Genomic DNA, 17,859 nt, shown 5'->3' on the forward strand with positions numbered 1-17,859 from the left:
TTTTAATACGGGCAACTTTTTTTTAGAATATTCTGGGCATAGATTAAAAAATGAGTAACTGATTAGACGCAATATATTGCGTCTCTACATTGAAAAAAACATTTATTTAATTATAAAGATTTTCATTCCCTACATTTTTTGCTTTAATTCATAATTCTTAATTGCTAATTCTTACTCTTTATCCTAATCTTACTCTTAATCTTTTTGCTGCAATATTAGGTTCCGGTATTCCAAAAGATGGAAACCGGAATGACAAGCTATTAAATAAGTTTCAAGATTAACTTCTTCTTAAGGAATAAAGTTTGGGAATCAGATTTATTTTTGATAAAAAATTAAATTTGATTCTTCGACTAACTTTAACTGAGAATCTGCGCTTATTAATGGAAGTTTTAGAAAGATTCCTGTTGCAATAATAATACTATCTGGTAATTTCAAAGAATATTTTCGTTTAATATTAATTGTATGTTCTTTTATATGTGTATTGATATCAATAATTGTACATTCTGATAAAAAATCATTTATACTTTTAGTATCTGTTTTCGTAATTTCTTTATAAGAAAGTAATTCAAGTTGGGTAATAAATGAAACGAATAAATTCTTTTCATTTAAAATCGGAGTAAGTGTTTTATCTCCATTAAGGAAATATAAAATAATGTTTGTATCTAAAAGTAAACTATTCCCATTCATTTCTTAATTTTTTCTGAATTTCTAAAGGATCTTCTTTAAGTATAAGTACGCCGCAATATTTTTTAATATCTATTTTATTTTTAAGTGTTATTTTATTTCTATCAAGTATTGAATTTATTTGTTTTCTATTCATTCCTTTTTTAATTACTGTAACCATTTTGAACCTAATTTCTTAAATATTCTTTATTATAAATATACAAATTCTTTTTTATTGTATTATTTTTTTTCGGCCAACATCGGTCGACTCTTGTTTATAAATTAATTCTTTATTTTATGCAAATAAATGATGAAAACGACAATTTACTTAAATCATTATACCTAATTTCTAATTTTTCCGTTTCTGTCTCCGTTTCCGTTTCCGTTAGCTAACGGATAACGGATTCAAAAGTCTTTAAATTGTCGTAAATCACATGTCATTAAATTATATTTTTTCTTTAATTTTCTTTAATTCCGATACAAAATAATCTGCAATCATTTCTTTGCTCAAAATCTCCGCTGGTTCAAGGTGTTCCCCAATACTATTCTCTTCGAGATCATCTGTAAATATCAAAGTTTCAGAGTAAATTATTGGTGAAATATTTGGTGCTTTTATTTTAGCTATTTCAAATAGTTTCTCAATACCAATCACTTTTTTCGTTATAAAGTAAAGGTCATAATAATCTCTAATTGTATTTCTCTGTGAAATAGTTATAAGTTTTAATACACCAATAATTGCGGGTTTTGCAATATAAATTTTACCTAATTTACTAGAATGTTCTTGAATATTAAATGGAACTAAGGCTGCTCCGGTCGAAAAAAAAGTAACTTTAACTTCATTAATAATAAAGTCTACTTGGTAGTTCTTCTCTTCATTAATAATTTTATATTTACTAAAAACAGCATTTATACTTCTTTTAATATTTTTGGTATTAATTTCTTCACCATCAAAAACAAAATCAAGGTCTTCAGATTTTCGATGTTCAATTTGCATAGCTAAAGCAGTTCCACCGACTAAAGTATAATCTTGCATAAATTTCTGCTTCGATAAAACATTGAAAACATTTTTAGTATTTAAAGGTAAATATTCCAGATTAAACATTTTAAATAATCACTTTTTCAATAAAATTAATTCTTTTTTTATATTTATTTTTATTCGTAATCTTTTCCACCGTCTTTTTTATTTCTTTTATCTCAACCAGTTTTGTTAAGAGGATAATATCCTTTACATCTCCATAAAGTAGAACATTTTGGGTAATTACACTAAGCGGCAAGTCAGCTTTTTCTTTATAACTCCAGAATATGTATTTGGGGAATTTATCGATGTTCATGTGTTTCTTTTTGAATTTAATTCTACAACTTAAAAATAAAAATAAAGCGATTAGTAAATAGTGAACAGTAATGAGTAAAGAAGATTGGAAGTTGGGAATATATTGACTTCAAAACGTAAACAACTTTTCGCTCTACTTTACTAATCCAAAATTTTTTCTTCTCTTCCTTACTTCGTCTCTCTTGAGATTTCTCAACCGAAAACATTGGGGTTCGAAATGACAAGATCTTTTTATTTTCTTACTACTGTTTACTGACTTCTGTTCCGTTAGCTAACGGACTGACTTCTGTTCCTTTGAGATTTCTTACCCAAAAAAAACATTGGGATTCGAAATGACAGATTATTTATTTTATCTGTTAATTTGTTAACTCACGGATGTAATATTTTTATTTTTCCGCATCTGAGGTAAGTCTTAATAATTCATAATTTTTAATTCATAATTTTTTTGTTTCTTCCTTACTTCATTTATCTTGAGATTTCTCACCCGAAAAAACATTGGGATTCGAAATGACAAGTTCTTTATATTATTATTACTAGATACTTGATACTAGATTCCGGATAATTTCATTATTAAAACTATATTTTCGAAATTTCCGGAATGACAACTCGCTTCATTTGGTCATGCTAACCATATTTGTTTAATATTTGAATATTGCTTTTTGAAATTTGTTTGTCGTTTGTAAATTGTTTTTTTTGCCTTATTCTCGATTACGCTCTGAAGCGTTACACCAAAAAGCGTAATTACAAATACTTAAATAAAAATAGTTTATAGATTGGATCAGCAAATTCATACTTATTTTCGAATGGTTCAATTATACCGTCTTCAATGAATGATGAAATTGCTTTTTGTGTTGTTGAATTAGCTCCCAGACTAAATTTTTCCATCACTTCTTTGGAAAATATCCCAATTGATGAATTACAAAGAGCACTTAAAACTTTCTTTCTGTAATTTGTTTGTTTTGAAGTTAACTCCCAGTAATAATCGGATTTTAATTCAATGATTGTTTTTATTGCACTATCTACATGTTTTTTTGTTATTTCTTCATGTTTGTTAATTACTTGCTGCCAAATTTCCGCAGCAACGAATTGAATATAATATGGTATTGAATTAACTGAATTGATAATGTATTCAGCTACTTCAGTCGTAATTTTAATTTTGTCCTTTTGGAATTGTTTCCGTAAATAATCAATCGAAAACTTAATATCAATTGTGTTTAAATTAAGCAGTGCTGCTGAATTATAAAATGCTCTGTTTTTATTTGAGAACATGTCTTTTAACAAATGTGTTCTGCTGCCAAGAAATAAATATGAAACATTTTTGTGATGCTGAATTAGACTTCGTAAAATTTTCTCAAATGATTCACCGTTTAACTTTGTTATTTCTTGAAATTCGTCAAAAGCAACAATCCAACGTTTTTTAGTTGTAGCAAATTTTTCGGGTAAATTTATAACATCTTCTAAAGTCTCAATTTTTTCTGCACCGTTTATCCATGAAAAAGAAAATTCAGGACTACCTTGCTGATTAAATGTTATACTGGGAACTATACCTCTAATTAATTTGCTTATTTTTTTAACTGTTTTCTCAATTTGATTTTCTTCATTTTCCGCTATTAATTTTGAATAATTTTTTATGAATGTTTCTCGTGAATAAATACTCATAAAATCCAAATAAACCGTAATTAATCCTTCTTTATTTAATTCCTTAAGTGTTTTTTTTACTAATGAAGATTTCCCATATCTTCTGGGTGCATATAAAACTATATTATTGCCTCCCGCTAAAGTTGCTTTAAGTCTTTCCACCTCAACTTCTCTATCATAAAAATATTCACCTTCAACTATTTGTCCGTACTTAAATGGATTCATTTTCTATTTCCATTAAATTAACCAAATTTGTAAAATTTATTACCTTTTACACATGTAACAAGCAGATAAACCTTTCATTTCAATTCACATCTTATCAATCAATGTCCAAATTTCGTTTAATTCAAATTTCTTAATTTTATTATTCAAAAATGAAAAATTAATTTGTGATTTAGAATTTTCTAATATTCCCTTAATATCAATTAAGTGTTTTTGACTTTTACCTTCTTTATAAAATTCCATTTTTTTTATAATTATATATTCAATTGGAGCGACATAAATAAATCCTCCCAAGAATTCTACTTCAACTTTATTTTGCATTGCCCAATGCTGAAATTTATCATCTCCAATTAAATAAATATCGGCTCTAAAACCGGTTTCATGATGAATAAGATTAAAATGACCTTTAGATTTCTGTTTAATTTCTTCAAGAATTACTTCTCTGGGGGGACAATAAAATTCTTCCAACTTGAAAGCAGAAATAAATTTATTGATTTCATATTCATTTAAAGAAATAATTAAATCAATATCGTGCGTCATTCTGGGATCACCATAAACTATTGATGCAATTGATCCGGTAATAAAATAATCGATGTTATTTTGTGCTAAAATATTTGTATAAATTGCAAATAAATTAGTTTCTTGCATTCAGAAATATCTCTTTTACTTTTCGATTTATTTCTTCTTCCGATAGATTTGGATTAAATTTTTTTAAAGCAGCTTTTTTTAATTCTTTTGCCAAATTTATAAGATTTAGTGTTTGTATTAGTTTTTGTTCCGGTGTTAAATTTGTCATTTTAAAACTAATCTTTTATTATTTTTTGATGTATATTTAGGAAATAAGGTTTTCAAATCGTAAACAAGTTTTCGCACTAATTTACTAATTCATTTTTTTTTCGTCACATCCTTAATTCACTTATCTTGAGATTTCTCACCCGAAAAAACATTGGGATTCGAAATGACAGATTAATTATTGAATCTTTCAATCCGTTCGCTAACGGATTCATAATTTTTATTGCTTGTTCTCCAATAGGTTCAAAGTATTCCTATGGAGGATGCGCTTGACATTAATCTTTCTCTTAATCTTTTAGCTGCAATATTAGATTCCGGTCATATTCGCTTACTTATGTATTACTGGAATGAAAGATTTATGTAAACAACAATTTTAATTTTCAATTCTTAATTCATATTTATTCCCGCCAAAGAAGGGCAAGCCATGCCAAAGGCGGGCAAGCATAATTATTAATTTTATTCTAAATTTCTTTTACAACTCCATTTTCAAATTTGTATGTTTTACTCGATTTTTCACAAAAAGCAATTCCGTTTTCATCAAACTTTAACTTCTTGCCGGCTTCACTATACCAACCGACTATTCTTGCGGGATTACCTACTACGAGAGCAAAATCTGGGACATCTTTCGTGACAACAGAACCGGCACCGACAAACGCAAATCTGCCGATTGTATGTCCGCACACTATTGTAGAATTTGCACCCAGTGATGCTCCTTCCTTTACAAGTGTTTTGATATAATATTCCGCACCGACTTGGGGATATTTGCTTCTTGGATCTAAAATATTAGTGAACACCATCGAAGGACCGCAAAAGACATAATCTTCCAATATTACACCTTCATAAACAGAGACGTTGTTTTGGATTTTTACAAAGTTACCTATTTCAACATTATTTGCGATGTTTACGTTTTGTCCGAGTATGCACTTTTTACCAATTTTTGCACCGCTTTGAACATGTGTGAAATGCCAAATTTTGGTGCCTTCACCGATTTCAACATTATCATCAACTACTGCGTATTGGTTAACATAATAATTGTTTTGAGTTGACATAAAAGCCTGAAAAGAAATTATAAATTAAGCTTGCCCGCCCAGCCCCGGCTGGTAAACGTGGCGGGAATTATGAATTAGAAAAGAGTAGAAGAAATAAGAAATAATTATGAATTAAGAATTATAAAAAAATGAAAATGACGAGTTATGAAAATTAAATTAGAAATTAAAAAGAGAAAAGAAAATTAAGAATTAAGAATTAAAAAAGTAAAAATGAAATTGAGAGATTATAAATTTTGTTTGGAACTTTTTATAATTGAAGTAAGAATTCTGATTATTTCATCATTTGAAAATATTGCATCGTTAAAATTAGTACTTGTTATTTTGCTTTCTTGCAGTAATCTTAACCAATATTTTGTTTCCCTTGCTTCCTTTGCCGCGATACTTAGTTTATTTATAAAATCTTTTTTAGATACTGCTGAAATTGATTCATTAACATTTGCACCAATGCTTGTTCCAGATCTGAGTAATTGTTTCGATAAAATAAACTCTTTTTCATTAACAAGTAATTTGTACAATTGAATTATTTGAATTGCAAAATCAAATGACTTTTGTTCAATTAGATTATCTTTCTTCAATTTTTTTTATTTTTTAATTCAATATTCCTAATTCAAAATTATTAATTTCTTTTTATTGTCGGATGCGGATACTCCATTTTATCTTCAACTTTTGCGTTTCTAATTTGGTGAACTATTTCAATTGACTGCCTTGCGTCACACAATCCAAATCCTTTTCCTGCAAGAATTGATTCATAAACTTTTAAGTGAAGATCAGTAAATCCCTCGCTAAATTGGAATTCTTCTCCATCTAAAGTAAGCGAACGAAATGTTGTTTTATTTTCACTTCTTACCTTTTCGGGTAAATCATTTTTTTCCAAAGACAAAAACCATCTTACATTTGCTTTTTCAAATTCGAGAAATCCGCTAACTCTTCTATTTTCTTTCAAATAAATTTTATTACTTTGAACTTTCCCAAATATCCAACCAAGCATATCAAAAAAATGAACGCCGATATTTGTTGCAACTCCTCCCGACTTTTCAATAATACCTTTCCAAGAAAAATCATACCAAGGACCTCTAAAAGTTATGTATGTTAGTACAATTTCGTGTTTACTGATTTTATTTTCTTTTTCAACTTTATTCTTCAATTCAATTATTGCTTGATGTTCTCTTAGCTGAAGAACATTATATACCTTTTTTCCGGTTTCATTTTCAAGTTCTTCAAGTGCATCTAAATTCCATGGATTTAGAACCACGGGTTTTTCGCAAATGGCATCTGAATTTGACCGTAATGCAAGTCTAATATGTGCATCATGCAAAAAGTTAGGTGAGCAAATTGATAAATAATCTATTGAATTTTCTGGTGATTTTCTTCTTAATCTTTCAAGATGTCGTTCAAATCTTTCAAACTCTGCAAAGTAACTTACGTGTGGGAAATATCGATCAAGAATTCCAACAGAATCATGCGGATCTAAAGCTGCAATTAAATTATTTCCGGTTTCTTTTATTGCCTGCAGATGTCGAGGAGCAATATATCCGGCAACACCGGTAATTGCAAAGTTTTTCATTTTAACATTTTCCACTTTAAAATTTCATAAGAATTTACTTTAGATAAACAGCTTCAAATTTTGCTAAGGGAGCCATTCTTGCTTTATTCAATGTTAAAGTATCGTTTCGGAAATTGAAATTATCTGAAGTGTTTAATACTTTAAAAAATTGTGATTCGGTTTCCATATTTTCACATGCCATTAAAGTAGATGCAATATTGGTAAATGAAATTCGGTTTCCATCTTTTAATTCATAATTTCCGGAAAATGAATTACACCCGCCGAAACCAATAATCTTATTATCCATTTTCAGAATAAAATGCAATTCTTTCTGCTGATTTTCTTTCCATTGAATTCGCTTACCATTGAGTTCTATTAGTTTCCAATATTTCTCAACAATTTCATTATTTAATTTTGTAATAATATATTTATCGGCAAGTATCCCGGAAATTCTATTTCCATCCATATCAAGTTGGATAATTTTATTTTCACCAACGAGAAATTTACTTGCTCCATCCTTAATATTTTGAAGTGTGATAATATTTCCCGAATCATTCCAAATAAAATTTCCTTCGTTTTTAAAGTATTCTTCTGATTTGCCTAAATATTTAGTACGTTTTAAATAAGTCATATTTTGCTTAAGTACAATTTGCGTCTCAATTCCTTCACAATCTGCACATGGTAAAATTCCGGTATAAGTTCCTTCCCAATCAACAGAATTTGAAGAATTGTCAGCTGTGGAAATTACATTTTTATTTAAATCGATTTCTGTTTTTGTAGAACATGAAAGGATAAATGCCAAACTAAAAAGTAAAGTCACGAAACTTACATACATATTTTTAAAATTAAATTTTTATATTGAAAATTTTTATAAGCAATTAAACAATAATTACTTAACTATGGTTTTAAAATAATCTATTGTTTTAATTAAACCCTCTTCAAGTTTAATTTTTGGCTCCCAATTTAATTCTTTTTTGGCAAGAGTAATATCCGGCTGCCTTTGCATAGGATCATCCTGCGGTAAAGGTTTATATACAATTTTTGATTTTGAATCCGTTAACTGTAAAACTTTTTCAGCCAATTCAAGCATGGTAAATTCACCGGGATTGCCAATATTAACGGGACCGGTAAAACCATCTCTGCTATTCATCAGCTTAATCATTCCGGAAATTAAATCATCAACATAACAAAAACTTCTTGTTTGTTTTCCGTCACCGTAAATTGTAATATCTTCGCCTTTCAGTGCTTGAACGATAAAATTACTTACAACTCTTCCGTCATTCGGATCCATTCTTGGTCCGTAAGTATTAAAAATCCTCATAACTTTAATATCCAAGTTATAAATTCTATGATAATCAAAGAATAGTGTTTCCGCACATCTTTTACCTTCATCATAACAAGCGCGCGGTCCAATTGGATTTACCAAACCTTTATAAGTTTCCGGCTGCGGGTGTACGTCGGGGTCACCATAAACTTCGGAAGTACTTGCTTGAAGAATTTTTGCCTTTGTTCTTTTTGCAAGTCCAAGCATATTAATTGCTCCAACAACTGATGTTTTTGTTGTTTGAATTGGATCGAATTGGTAATGAACTGGAGATGCAGGGCAAGCTAAATTATAAATTTCATCAACTTCTACATAAAGCGGAAAAGTTACATCGTGCCGTAATAATTCAAAATATGGGTTATCGAGTAAATGCTCTATGTTTTCTTTGTTGCCTGTAAAAAAATTATCTGCACAAATAACGTCATTTTTTTCACTGACTAATCTTTCTGCCAGATGACTTCCTAGAAATCCTGCTCCACCGGTTATTAATATTCTTTTTTTCATTTTATCCCTTCTTGAAAAATTTAAAATCTTATAAGGTTTTAATTATAGCTTCGCCAATTAAGTCACATTTTACTAATAATAGAGATTGAATCTTATTTGAAAAGCAGATTTTCTATAATCCCTATTTATAGTCCAAATATATTTGTTTTTATATATTTTATCAAAAATATTTAAATAAAATTATTAATGAATTACTATAACTTTATATTTATAAACAATTTGATAAAAAAAATTTGCCTTTCACTTTTTTAGATTGCTTCTATTCTCTCGCAATGACTGTCATTTTTTTACTTTTCACATTTTACTGTTCACGCTTCACGTCTAGCTCTTAAGTATTTCCAAAATTCTTTTGCTTGCTAAGCCATCACCGTAAGGATTTACGGCGTTTGCCATTTTTTCATAAGCATTTTTATCGTCAATAAGTTCGGAAACTTCATTAATAATTGTGTTTTTATTGGTTCCGACTAATTTTACAGTTCCGGCTGTTACTGCTTCAGGTCGTTCAGTATTTTCACGCATAACTAAAACCGGTTTACCTAAACTTGGGGCTTCTTCCTGTACTCCTCCGGAATCCGTTAAAATTATCTCTGCATTCATCATAAGTGAAATGAAAGGCAGATATGTTTGCGGTTTTAGCAGAATAATATTTTTCCTTCCGCCAAGTAATTTATTTACGGGATCTTGAACATTTGGATTTAAATGTACGGGATAAATAAAATGGTAGTTAGGAAATTTATCCGCAAGTTCCGAAATTGCTTCACAAATATCGATAAATCCTTGTCCAAAATTTTCTCGTCTGTGCCCCGTAATTAAAACATACGGTTTTAGATTTACCAGATTATGGTTTTCCAATCCTTCAATTATTGGTTTTATTTCTTTTACTTTTTCTGTTGCCAAGAATAAAGCGTCAATAACTGTATTTCCGGTAATAAAAATATTGTTATCTGAAATTCCTTCAGTAAGCAAATTTTCTTTTGATATTAGTGTCGGTGCAAAATGCAGTTCAGCAATTCTGGAAGTTAAAACTCTATTCATTTCTTCGGGAAACGGAGAATATTTTTTAAAAGTTCTTAGACCGGCTTCTACGTGTCCCACTTTTATTTGGTGATAAAATGCGACAAGTGAAACTGCCATAACCGTTGTCGTATCACCTTGAACAAGTACAATATCGGGTTTGTAATTTTTAAAGTATTCATCGATTGAAGAAATTATTGTTGCGGTTAATTTGCTCAAAGTTTGATTCGGCTGCATCAAATTAAGATCAACATCTGGAACAATATTAAAAATTTCCAAAACTTGATCAAGCATTTGTCGGTGTTGAGCAGTTACGCAAATATTTACTTCAAAAGCGGGATCTTTTTTTAATTCAAGAATTACGGGAATTAATTTTATTGCTTCAGGCCTTGTTCCAAATACAACTGATATTTTCATAATAAGCAAATTTATTAATTATTGAAATATTCATTCTAAAAAGGTTAAATAACAAAAAACAAATCTGTTAGCTAACGGACAAATAACAAACAAATCTCAAAAAACAAACAAAAAAAAATTCCAAAAAGGAAATTCCAAACAACAAAACTTTTACTGATTATTATTTTTTCACAAACTCATTAATTTTTTCAACAACAAAAGTAATTTGTTCTTCAGTCAGTTCAGGATAAATTGGCAATGCAATAGATTTCTCAGCTGCAAAATCTGCAACCGGAAATACTTGATTTTTGAATTTAGAATTCTTGAAAACTTCTTGGAAACATTCTTGTTTATGAAACGGAACAGGATAATAAATTTCTGTTGCTATTCCATTCTCTGTTAAGAAACTTCTCATTTCATCACGTTTTTCAACACGAATAATATACTGATTATAAATATGGTAGTTGGAGATTTGAGATGAGAGATTTGAGATCTCAGATTCAGAATTCTTTTCTCCTTGCTCCTTACTACTAACTCCTAACTCCTTATAAATTGCTTTCGGAAGCAGAACTTTATTCATTTTATCAAATTCAGAAATTCCCTCTTTATCTGCTAAGGAGAATGATTTAAATAACGAATTATATAACTCTGCATTTTTTCTTCTTTTTTCCGACCAAGAATTTAGATGCGGAAGTTTTACATTTAAAACTGCAGCTTGAATTGCATCTATTCTAAAATTTCCACCAATCACACTGTGATAATATTTTGGTTCTCCACCGTGAACTCGTAATATTTTAAGTTTATCGGCAAGTTCCTCGTTATTTGTAACTACCATTCCGCCATCGCCAAAACATCCCAAATTCTTACTTGGGAAATATGAATAACAGCCAATATTTCCAATCGTGCCTACGCATTTTCCATCTTTGTATTGTGTAGAAATTGCCTGCGCACCGTCTTCAATAACTTTTAGATTATAATTTTTTGCAATTTTCATTATCGGATCCATATCTGCACTTTGTCCGTACAAATGAACCGGAATTATTGCTTTGGTTTTATTTGTAATTTTTTCTACAATTTTAGATGGATCAATATTAAAAGTTACGGGATCGCTATCGACAAAAACCGGAACTGCATTTAATCGAGAAACTACTCCCGCGGTTGCAAAGAAAGAATAAGTGGGAACAATCACTTCATCGCCGGGCATAATATCAATTGCCATTAAAGCAACCAAAAGTGCATCCGTACCCGAAGAAACTCCAATTGCCCGTTTTGCACCTAAATATTTACATGTGGCTTCTTCAAGTTTTTGAACTTCCGGCCCTAAAATAAAATATTGAGATTCAGCAACTTTAAGAATTGCTTCATCCAATTCTTTTTTAAGTGACTGATATTGCATTTTGAGATCTAATAATGGAACTTTCATAATTATACTCTTAAAATTGTTTTATGTTTTTGTTGTTTATATCGGTATAAAAAATTTTAACTATAGCTTCGCCAATTGAATTACATTATAAATTAAATTGATAAAGAAATTTTAATTTTTCTAAATCAATAGATTGATAAAACCTTGAAAATCAAGCAAATAATTTAAACATAATAATTAATAAAAGAAATAACCATCAACTTAATAATAGAAACTTTTGAAAAATTAAATTAATGATGCTTGTTATGAGGTTGACTCAAAAAATCTGACATTATAATGCTGAATTCATTTCAGCATCTATATTTCTGCTGATTTCTATATATTAGATTCCGAAATAAACTTGCCTGACATAAGTTTGGGTAGGAATCCAGAGAGAATTTAATAAATTCATGTCCGTTTGTTGACGTATCATCGGAATAACATTTTGAATATTTCTGAAGCATCCTAACACTTATTTCATAAAATTATTTTAACTTTAACTACTGCTATTTTTGTTCTAAGTCACATTAAACTTTTTTTGCTTCTTTACATTTGCTTAAAAGTTTAATGAAATTTAGGAAGGACAGAAAATGGTAGTAACAAAAACATTAAGTAGAAACCTATTTTTAAGTGCAATGTTTAATCAGAAAACGTTTACAGCTTCTCAAACTTTGGATTATGATCAAGCACCTACTTTGCAAAAAGTAGAGAACGTATATTTTGTTTTGCCTGCATATAATGAAGAAGAATCTTTACCAAACCTCTTGAAAAGAATTTCGGAAATTAATTCTAAGAATAACGTCCAAGTGAAAGTGGTTGTTGTAAACGACGGTTCAAAAGATAAAACTGCCGATGTTACAATTAAAGCTGCCGAAAATCTAAATTTGACTTTGGTAAATCACGAAAAAAATATGGGTTTGGGACAAGCAGTTCAAACCGGAATTAAGGAAGCTTTATCGCAAGCAAAAATAAATGATATAATTATCATTATGGATGCCGATGATACGCATGATGTAAATTTAATGGATCAGATGATTGATAAAATTGAAGGCGGCGCAGATATAGTAATTGCTTCTCGTTTTGTTAACGGCGGGAATGATGAAAGCGCTCCAATATTCAGAAGATTTCTTTCACGCGGCGCAAGTTTTGTATTCAAAACAATTCTTCCTTTAAATGATATTAATGATTTTACAAGCGGATACAGAGCTTACCGTGTAAGTATGCTGCAAAAAGTTTCCTTCCATTTTGGTGAAACTTTAGTGAATGAACAAGGTTTTGCTTGTATGGTTGAGCTTTTACTCAAACTAAGACATTGGTCGCCGAAAATTGTAGAAATTCCATTTTTCCTAAGATACGATAGAAAACTTGGCGCAAGCAAATTAAAATTGTTCAAAACAATTATGCAATATTTCAAATTAGGTATTCGCGATCGTGTTTCACCAAGTCCGAGAAGAATATAATTTATGAAAAATATTGTAGTAATTGGCGGCGGAATTGCCGGATTAGCTTCTGCACAGAAACTTGCTAAAGACGGTTATAATGTAACTCTTCTTGAGGCTAACAATCAGCTTGGCGGATTGGGCACATTTTTTAAGCATAATGATTTATGGATTGATAAATTTTATCATTGCCAAATGCCGAGTGACGATCCACTTCTAAAATTAATTGATGATGTTGGAATTTCAGATCAATTATACTGGAAGCCAACAAGAATGGGATTTATTGTTGACGGAAAAAGATATTCATTTAATACTCCTATTGATCTTTTAAAATTCAAACCAATAAGTTTTATCGAAAGATTAAGATTCGGAATTGTAAGCCTTTCACTAAGATATTTGGGAAAAGGAAAAGATTTAGATAATCTCCCAATAGAAAAATGGTTTAAGAAATTATACGGCGCTAATGTTTGGAATAAAATTCTAAAGCAATTATTTCTTTCTAAATTCGGAGATCATTCCGGAAATCTTCCATCATTATATATTTGGCAAAGGCTTGGTCGAGAAAAAAATGTTGCAACCCGCGGATATATGAAATGCGGAATGAAAGGGTTTATTGATGCAATTGAAAGTAATATCAAATCAAATGGCGGAAAAGTTTTAGTAAACTCCCCCGTTAAAAAATTAGTGCAAAATGAAAAAGGAATTGATGTAATTTTAGAAAATCAAACAATTAATGCCGATTGGGTAATTTCCACAATCCCAATTCCGTTATTTGCAGATTTAGTAAAAGATTCAAATTTGAATGATAAATTTTCCGATCCAAATCTTACTTACCAAGGTGTTGTTAATGCAATGTTTTTCTTAAAACGACCTTTGGATAATTTTTACTGGACTCCGGTTGTTAACTCAAATACCGAATTTGACGGTGTTGTAGAAATGACCGAACTTGTTGAAAAATCTCAATACGGCAATATGAATATGGTTTACGTTATGAAATATTGCAGCAGAAATTCTGATTTATTCAAAGAAGATGAAAAATCTATTGCAGAACGATGGAAAAAACAATTACTAAATCTTTATCCCGATTTGAATTTTAACGAAAGTGATATCTCAGATATAAAAATCTTTAAAGCTCCGTTTGTAGAACCTATTTATCCGTTAGGATATTCGACAATAAAACCAGATCTACACTTAAAAGGAACAAATATTTTGTTAGCTACATCGGCTCAAGTTTATCCAAATATTACATCTTGGAACGCGAGCACCGGTTTAGTAGAAAATGTTTTAGAGTTACTTAAAAAACTCGATAGTAACTAGCAATATTTTTTGATTATAAATTTTTATTGTATCAAATTGATTTAAATCAAAATTTCCTTTGCTCTAAATCACAATTAAATTATAAAATTATTATTTATTTGAGACTGTAATTCTAATTTAGACTTAAATCGTGAAATTTCAAATAAACAAGAAGTGATTTATGAAAAAGTTCAATATTGCAATATTTTTAATGGTTACATCGCTTAGTATTTTAGGGCAAAATCTAAAACCCGGCGATGGAATTAGAATAAATTTTTACAATATCACAGAAAATCTAACCGGTGATTATTTCATTCAAGATAACGGAAATCTTCATCTTCCTTATTTGGGTATGATAAATTCTGTTGATAGTGACTTCAACGATTTAAGAAATCAAATAATTTCGGAATATTCAAAAATTTATAAAAACCCGGAATTAAGCATTCAACCGCTTTACAGAGTTGATATTTTAGGCGAAGTTGGTAAACCAGGAGTTTATTACTTAACCGGATATGAAACAATTTCCGATCTTTTATCTTTAGCAGGCGGAGAAACAAGTGATTCTAACATTGATGAATTATCAATAATCAGAAACGATTCTCAAATGGAAATTGATATTGAAAAATTCTTAGAAGGTGAAAATAATTTAGCAGATATTGGTTTAGAATCCGGCGATAAAGTTTACGTTCCAAGAAAGTGGTTGGTCGGAGTTAGAGACGCATCTGTTATAGTTTCCGGAGTTGCAGTTTTAGCAGCTATTGCAAGTTTATTCACAAGATAAAAATTTAGAGCATAAGGGTTATAAAATGAGCCGAAATAAATACATTAGAAAATCAGAAATTTCATTAAAAGAAATTTTTAGAATTTTTATGCAGAGAAAGTTAATAATCATTTCCTTTATTTTACTTTCTGTGCTTGCAGCAATAATATACAATAGTTTTAAAACACCGGTTTATCAAAGTTCGGTATTGCTTAAAAAAGAAATGTTAGCCGATCAAAATGATAATGATGATGTTATTAAAACTATTCTAAGCGGAAGAACTCAAGATGACCTTGAAACTGAAATGCAATTAGTTCAAACTCGACAAGTTTTAAATTCCGTAATTGAAAAACTTTCACTAAATATTATTATTTCAAAAATTGTTGAACAAGACGGAAATGTTACAATTATTGATTTACCTTTAACTGAATATCAGCATAATTATTTGCTTAATGAATATCCAACTACTTTTCCAAATATAAATAATTTAGGTATCGGACTGAGAACCCATGAGAATTCATTTATAGTTTTAGCAAAAAAGAATAACACTTTTGATGTATTAAACAAATACAGAGAAAGCGTATTTACAGACGGAAAAAGATATTCAAACCTTTCTTCATCGGAATGGAATATAAACATCGATTGGGCAAAAAATACTTCCGGATGTGAAATTCATTTTGAAACTTTAGATTACAATGAAGTTCTTGAAGAATTATTTCAAAATGTTTCAACCGAAAAGAAAATTAAAACTAATATTTTCGAACTGTTCGCAAAATCAAATTATTCATTTACAACAAAAGAGATTGCAAATGTTATTGCAGATGAATACAAACAAAGCAGAGTTGATTTACAAAAAGAAAACTTAAAACATTCTTTTACTTTTATTGATGACAGATTAAAAGACGTTGCGCATAATTTAGAAAATGCAGAACAAGAATTAAGTAATTTCAAATCGCAAGAAAAAATTGTACAAATTGATGAGCAATCAAAACAGTTGGTAGAATTTCTCAGCAATTTAGAATCTGAAAAACTTAAAGCCGAGCTTGATCTTGGTGTTAATAAAAATAAATTCAGAGATATTGAAAAACAAATTAATACTGAAGGCTATGTTGATCAAACATATTTAACTCCGGAACAATATACATCATTTGATACGCCGTTTTTGAATCTGATGAAAGAATTAACAAATACGGAATTACAGAGACTTGAACTTTTGCAGAGACGAACAGAACTTCATCCGGATGTAATTTTATTAGATGAGCAAATAAGCAGAATTAAATCGGAGTTAACAAGATATAATCATAACACATTAACAGCGTTAAAGATTATTGCAAATTCACAGAAAAATAAATTAGAAAATATAAATACTTTGATTTCAAAATATTCCGGTGATTTGGAAAAACTTCCAGAACAAGAAAGTATGCTTGCCGGTTTAATGCGACAAAAAGAAGCTTACGAGAAAATGTACAATTTGCTTCTTGAAAAACGCGAAGAAATGAGAGTTGCCGAACTTTCTAAACTTCAAGATATTATAATTCTTGATAAGGCAATTGAGCCAATAAAACCAATAACTCCGAATAAAAAATTAAATTTAGTTTTGGCAAGTTTATTTGGTTTACTTTTAGGTTTGGTTGGTGCACTATTCGTTCATTTTAATGATAAAAAGATTAGTGATATTTCTGATATTGAACGCGAATTTAATTTCCCAATTTTAAGTGTAATTCCGCCTTATGATAAAGAATTAAAAAATACAATTTCTTCAACAGATAAAGTGAGTGATAAATTTGTAAGTATGATGGACGAAAAATTCAGATTTAAAGAAGCTTACAGAACTTTAGAAACAAAACTTAGTTCAAAAATTTCCGGTCAACCTAAAAAAGTAATGATTACAAGCTGTGAAGAAAACGCCGGAAAAACAACAACAGCAGCAAACTTGGCAATAACTATTGCACAATCCGGTAAAAAAGTTTTGTTAATTGATTGCGATATTAAAAAACCAAGTATTTCAACAATGTTTAGTTTACCGAAATTTTCTTCCGGATTAGTTGATTATTTAACCGAGAAAACCGAAACGCCAAATATTTATAAGCCAATTAAATTAACAACAAATTCTAATCTGCTTATGAATATTGATGTTCTGCCAACCGGAGTTTTCTCAAATATTTCCGGTGAAATTCTTGCTTCGGATAGAATGAAAAAATTATTAAGTAATCTTGAATCTTACGATTTTGTAATTCTTGATACACCTCCTATTACAAGATTATCAGATGCTCTTTCACTTGGAAGAATTGTTAAAGATACGGTTTTGGTTGTCAGATCCGGACAAACAGAAAAAGAAAGTATAAGCTGGGCAATCAGCGAATTACAATCTGCCGATATTAATTTTTTAGGAACTTTAGTAAATGATTGCGAAGTAAAAGACAGCAGTTTAAAATATCAATATGGCTATAACTACGGAAAATCATAAACACCAATTATGCAGTTAAA

Annotated in this window: 18 protein-coding genes; 4 read left to right on the forward strand and 14 right to left on the reverse strand. The window is 29.6% G+C overall.

Annotation, left to right across the window (positions count from 1 at the left end):
- Positions 1 to 315: 315 nt before the first annotated feature.
- The 14 genes from IPH62_17870 to IPH62_17935 all read right to left on the reverse strand — a co-directional run bounded on the left by IPH62_17870 (position 316) and on the right by IPH62_17935 (position 11,898).
- Positions 316 to 687: a type II toxin-antitoxin system VapC family toxin gene (locus IPH62_17870; GenBank protein MBK7107144.1), complete on the reverse strand. Its 372-nt coding sequence runs from the start codon at positions 685 to 687 to the stop codon at positions 316 to 318.
- The gene (locus tag IPH62_17875) at positions 674 to 844 is read right to left on the reverse strand and encodes a hypothetical protein (GenBank protein MBK7107145.1); all 171 of its coding nucleotides are present in this window, start codon (positions 842 to 844) and stop codon (positions 674 to 676) included. The genes IPH62_17870 and IPH62_17875 overlap by 14 nt, the downstream gene beginning before the upstream one ends.
- 264 nt (positions 845 to 1,108) lie before the next feature.
- Complete coding sequence (locus IPH62_17880) at positions 1,109 to 1,765, reverse strand: nucleotidyl transferase AbiEii/AbiGii toxin family protein (GenBank protein ID MBK7107146.1); 657 nt, start codon at positions 1,763 to 1,765, stop codon at positions 1,109 to 1,111.
- Between the two features lies 1 nt (position 1,766).
- The gene (locus IPH62_17885) at positions 1,767 to 1,994 is read right to left on the reverse strand and encodes a hypothetical protein (protein MBK7107147.1); all 228 of its coding nucleotides are present in this window, start codon (positions 1,992 to 1,994) and stop codon (positions 1,767 to 1,769) included.
- A 740-nt stretch (positions 1,995 to 2,734) separates the two neighbouring features.
- A complete protein-coding gene (locus IPH62_17890) occupies positions 2,735 to 3,856 on the reverse strand; it encodes an ATP-binding protein (GenBank protein ID MBK7107148.1) in 1,122 nt (373 codons plus the stop codon).
- 84 nt (positions 3,857 to 3,940) lie between these two features.
- Complete coding sequence (locus tag IPH62_17895) at positions 3,941 to 4,501, reverse strand: hypothetical protein (protein MBK7107149.1); 561 nt, start codon at positions 4,499 to 4,501, stop codon at positions 3,941 to 3,943.
- Positions 4,488 to 4,649, reverse strand: a complete 162-nt coding sequence (locus IPH62_17900; GenBank protein MBK7107150.1) for a hypothetical protein — start codon at positions 4,647 to 4,649, stop codon at positions 4,488 to 4,490. Before IPH62_17900 ends, IPH62_17895 begins: the two co-directional genes overlap by 14 nt.
- Before the next feature lie 457 nt (positions 4,650 to 5,106).
- A complete protein-coding gene (locus tag IPH62_17905) occupies positions 5,107 to 5,694 on the reverse strand; it encodes an N-acetyltransferase (GenBank protein MBK7107151.1) in 588 nt (195 codons plus the stop codon).
- A 224-nt stretch (positions 5,695 to 5,918) separates the two neighbouring features.
- Positions 5,919 to 6,269, reverse strand: coding sequence for a four helix bundle protein (locus tag IPH62_17910; protein MBK7107152.1), 351 nt, complete (start codon positions 6,267 to 6,269; stop codon positions 5,919 to 5,921).
- Between the two features lie 41 nt (positions 6,270 to 6,310).
- A complete protein-coding gene (locus IPH62_17915; GenBank protein MBK7107153.1) occupies positions 6,311 to 7,258 on the reverse strand; it encodes a Gfo/Idh/MocA family oxidoreductase in 948 nt (315 codons plus the stop codon).
- A gap of 34 nt (positions 7,259 to 7,292) precedes the next feature.
- On the reverse strand, positions 7,293 to 8,072 hold the full coding sequence (locus IPH62_17920; protein ID MBK7107154.1) for a copper resistance protein NlpE N-terminal domain-containing protein: 780 nt from the start codon (positions 8,070 to 8,072) through the stop codon (positions 7,293 to 7,295).
- Positions 8,073 to 8,126: 54 nt separating this feature from the next.
- Positions 8,127 to 9,065, reverse strand: a complete 939-nt coding sequence (locus tag IPH62_17925) for an SDR family oxidoreductase (protein ID MBK7107155.1) — start codon at positions 9,063 to 9,065, stop codon at positions 8,127 to 8,129.
- Positions 9,066 to 9,386: 321 nt separating this feature from the next.
- Positions 9,387 to 10,499: a UDP-N-acetylglucosamine 2-epimerase (non-hydrolyzing) gene (gene wecB / locus IPH62_17930; protein MBK7107156.1), complete on the reverse strand. Its 1,113-nt coding sequence runs from the start codon at positions 10,497 to 10,499 to the stop codon at positions 9,387 to 9,389.
- 157 nt (positions 10,500 to 10,656) lie between these two features.
- Complete coding sequence (locus IPH62_17935) at positions 10,657 to 11,898, reverse strand: DegT/DnrJ/EryC1/StrS family aminotransferase (GenBank protein ID MBK7107157.1); 1,242 nt, start codon at positions 11,896 to 11,898, stop codon at positions 10,657 to 10,659.
- 614 nt (positions 11,899 to 12,512) lie between these two features.
- Here IPH62_17935 and IPH62_17940 point away from each other — a divergent pair.
- From IPH62_17940 to IPH62_17955, 4 genes are all read left to right on the forward strand, one after another.
- On the forward strand, positions 12,513 to 13,337 hold the full coding sequence (locus tag IPH62_17940) for a glycosyltransferase (protein MBK7107158.1): 825 nt from the start codon (positions 12,513 to 12,515) through the stop codon (positions 13,335 to 13,337).
- Between the two features lie 3 nt (positions 13,338 to 13,340).
- Entirely contained in the window at positions 13,341 to 14,633 is a 1,293-nt protein-coding gene (locus IPH62_17945; protein ID MBK7107159.1) for an NAD(P)/FAD-dependent oxidoreductase, read from the forward strand.
- A 160-nt stretch (positions 14,634 to 14,793) separates the two neighbouring features.
- On the forward strand, positions 14,794 to 15,393 hold the full coding sequence (locus IPH62_17950; GenBank protein MBK7107160.1) for a polysaccharide biosynthesis/export family protein: 600 nt from the start codon (positions 14,794 to 14,796) through the stop codon (positions 15,391 to 15,393).
- A 25-nt stretch (positions 15,394 to 15,418) separates the two neighbouring features.
- On the forward strand, positions 15,419 to 17,839 hold the full coding sequence (locus tag IPH62_17955) for a polysaccharide biosynthesis tyrosine autokinase (protein ID MBK7107161.1): 2,421 nt from the start codon (positions 15,419 to 15,421) through the stop codon (positions 17,837 to 17,839).
- Positions 17,840 to 17,859: the final 20 nt, after the last annotated feature.

The sequence above is a fragment of the Ignavibacteriota bacterium genome (assembly GCA_016708125.1).
Lineage (GTDB): Bacteria > Bacteroidota > Ignavibacteria > Ignavibacteriales > Melioribacteraceae.

What these genes read in the sequence shown, in the direction of transcription:
- IPH62_17950 (MBK7107160.1), top strand. Translation starts at nt 14,794, where the DNA reads ATGAAAAAGTTCAATATTGCAATATTTTTAATGGTTACATCGCTTAGT.
- IPH62_17875 (MBK7107145.1), bottom strand. Translation starts at nt 844, where the DNA reads ATGGTTACAGTAATTAAAAAAGGAATGAATAGAAAACAAATAAATTCA.
- IPH62_17885 (MBK7107147.1), bottom strand. Translation starts at nt 1,994, where the DNA reads ATGAACATCGATAAATTCCCCAAATACATATTCTGGAGTTATAAAGAA.
- IPH62_17890 (MBK7107148.1), bottom strand. Translation starts at nt 3,856, where the DNA reads ATGAATCCATTTAAGTACGGACAAATAGTTGAAGGTGAATATTTTTAT.
- IPH62_17920 (MBK7107154.1), bottom strand. Translation starts at nt 8,072, where the DNA reads ATGTATGTAAGTTTCGTGACTTTACTTTTTAGTTTGGCATTTATCCTT.
- IPH62_17870 (MBK7107144.1), bottom strand. Translation starts at nt 687, where the DNA reads ATGAATGGGAATAGTTTACTTTTAGATACAAACATTATTTTATATTTC.
- IPH62_17945 (MBK7107159.1), top strand. Translation starts at nt 13,341, where the DNA reads ATGAAAAATATTGTAGTAATTGGCGGCGGAATTGCCGGATTAGCTTCT.
- IPH62_17900 (MBK7107150.1), bottom strand. Translation starts at nt 4,649, where the DNA reads ATGACAAATTTAACACCGGAACAAAAACTAATACAAACACTAAATCTT.
- IPH62_17905 (MBK7107151.1), bottom strand. Translation starts at nt 5,694, where the DNA reads ATGTCAACTCAAAACAATTATTATGTTAACCAATACGCAGTAGTTGAT.
- IPH62_17955 (MBK7107161.1), top strand. Translation starts at nt 15,419, where the DNA reads ATGAGCCGAAATAAATACATTAGAAAATCAGAAATTTCATTAAAAGAA.
- IPH62_17895 (MBK7107149.1), bottom strand. Translation starts at nt 4,501, where the DNA reads ATGCAAGAAACTAATTTATTTGCAATTTATACAAATATTTTAGCACAA.
- IPH62_17880 (MBK7107146.1), bottom strand. Translation starts at nt 1,765, where the DNA reads ATGTTTAATCTGGAATATTTACCTTTAAATACTAAAAATGTTTTCAAT.
- IPH62_17935 (MBK7107157.1), bottom strand. Translation starts at nt 11,898, where the DNA reads ATGAAAGTTCCATTATTAGATCTCAAAATGCAATATCAGTCACTTAAA.
- IPH62_17940 (MBK7107158.1), top strand. Translation starts at nt 12,513, where the DNA reads ATGTTTAATCAGAAAACGTTTACAGCTTCTCAAACTTTGGATTATGAT.
- IPH62_17925 (MBK7107155.1), bottom strand. Translation starts at nt 9,065, where the DNA reads ATGAAAAAAAGAATATTAATAACCGGTGGAGCAGGATTTCTAGGAAGT.
- IPH62_17915 (MBK7107153.1), bottom strand. Translation starts at nt 7,258, where the DNA reads ATGAAAAACTTTGCAATTACCGGTGTTGCCGGATATATTGCTCCTCGA.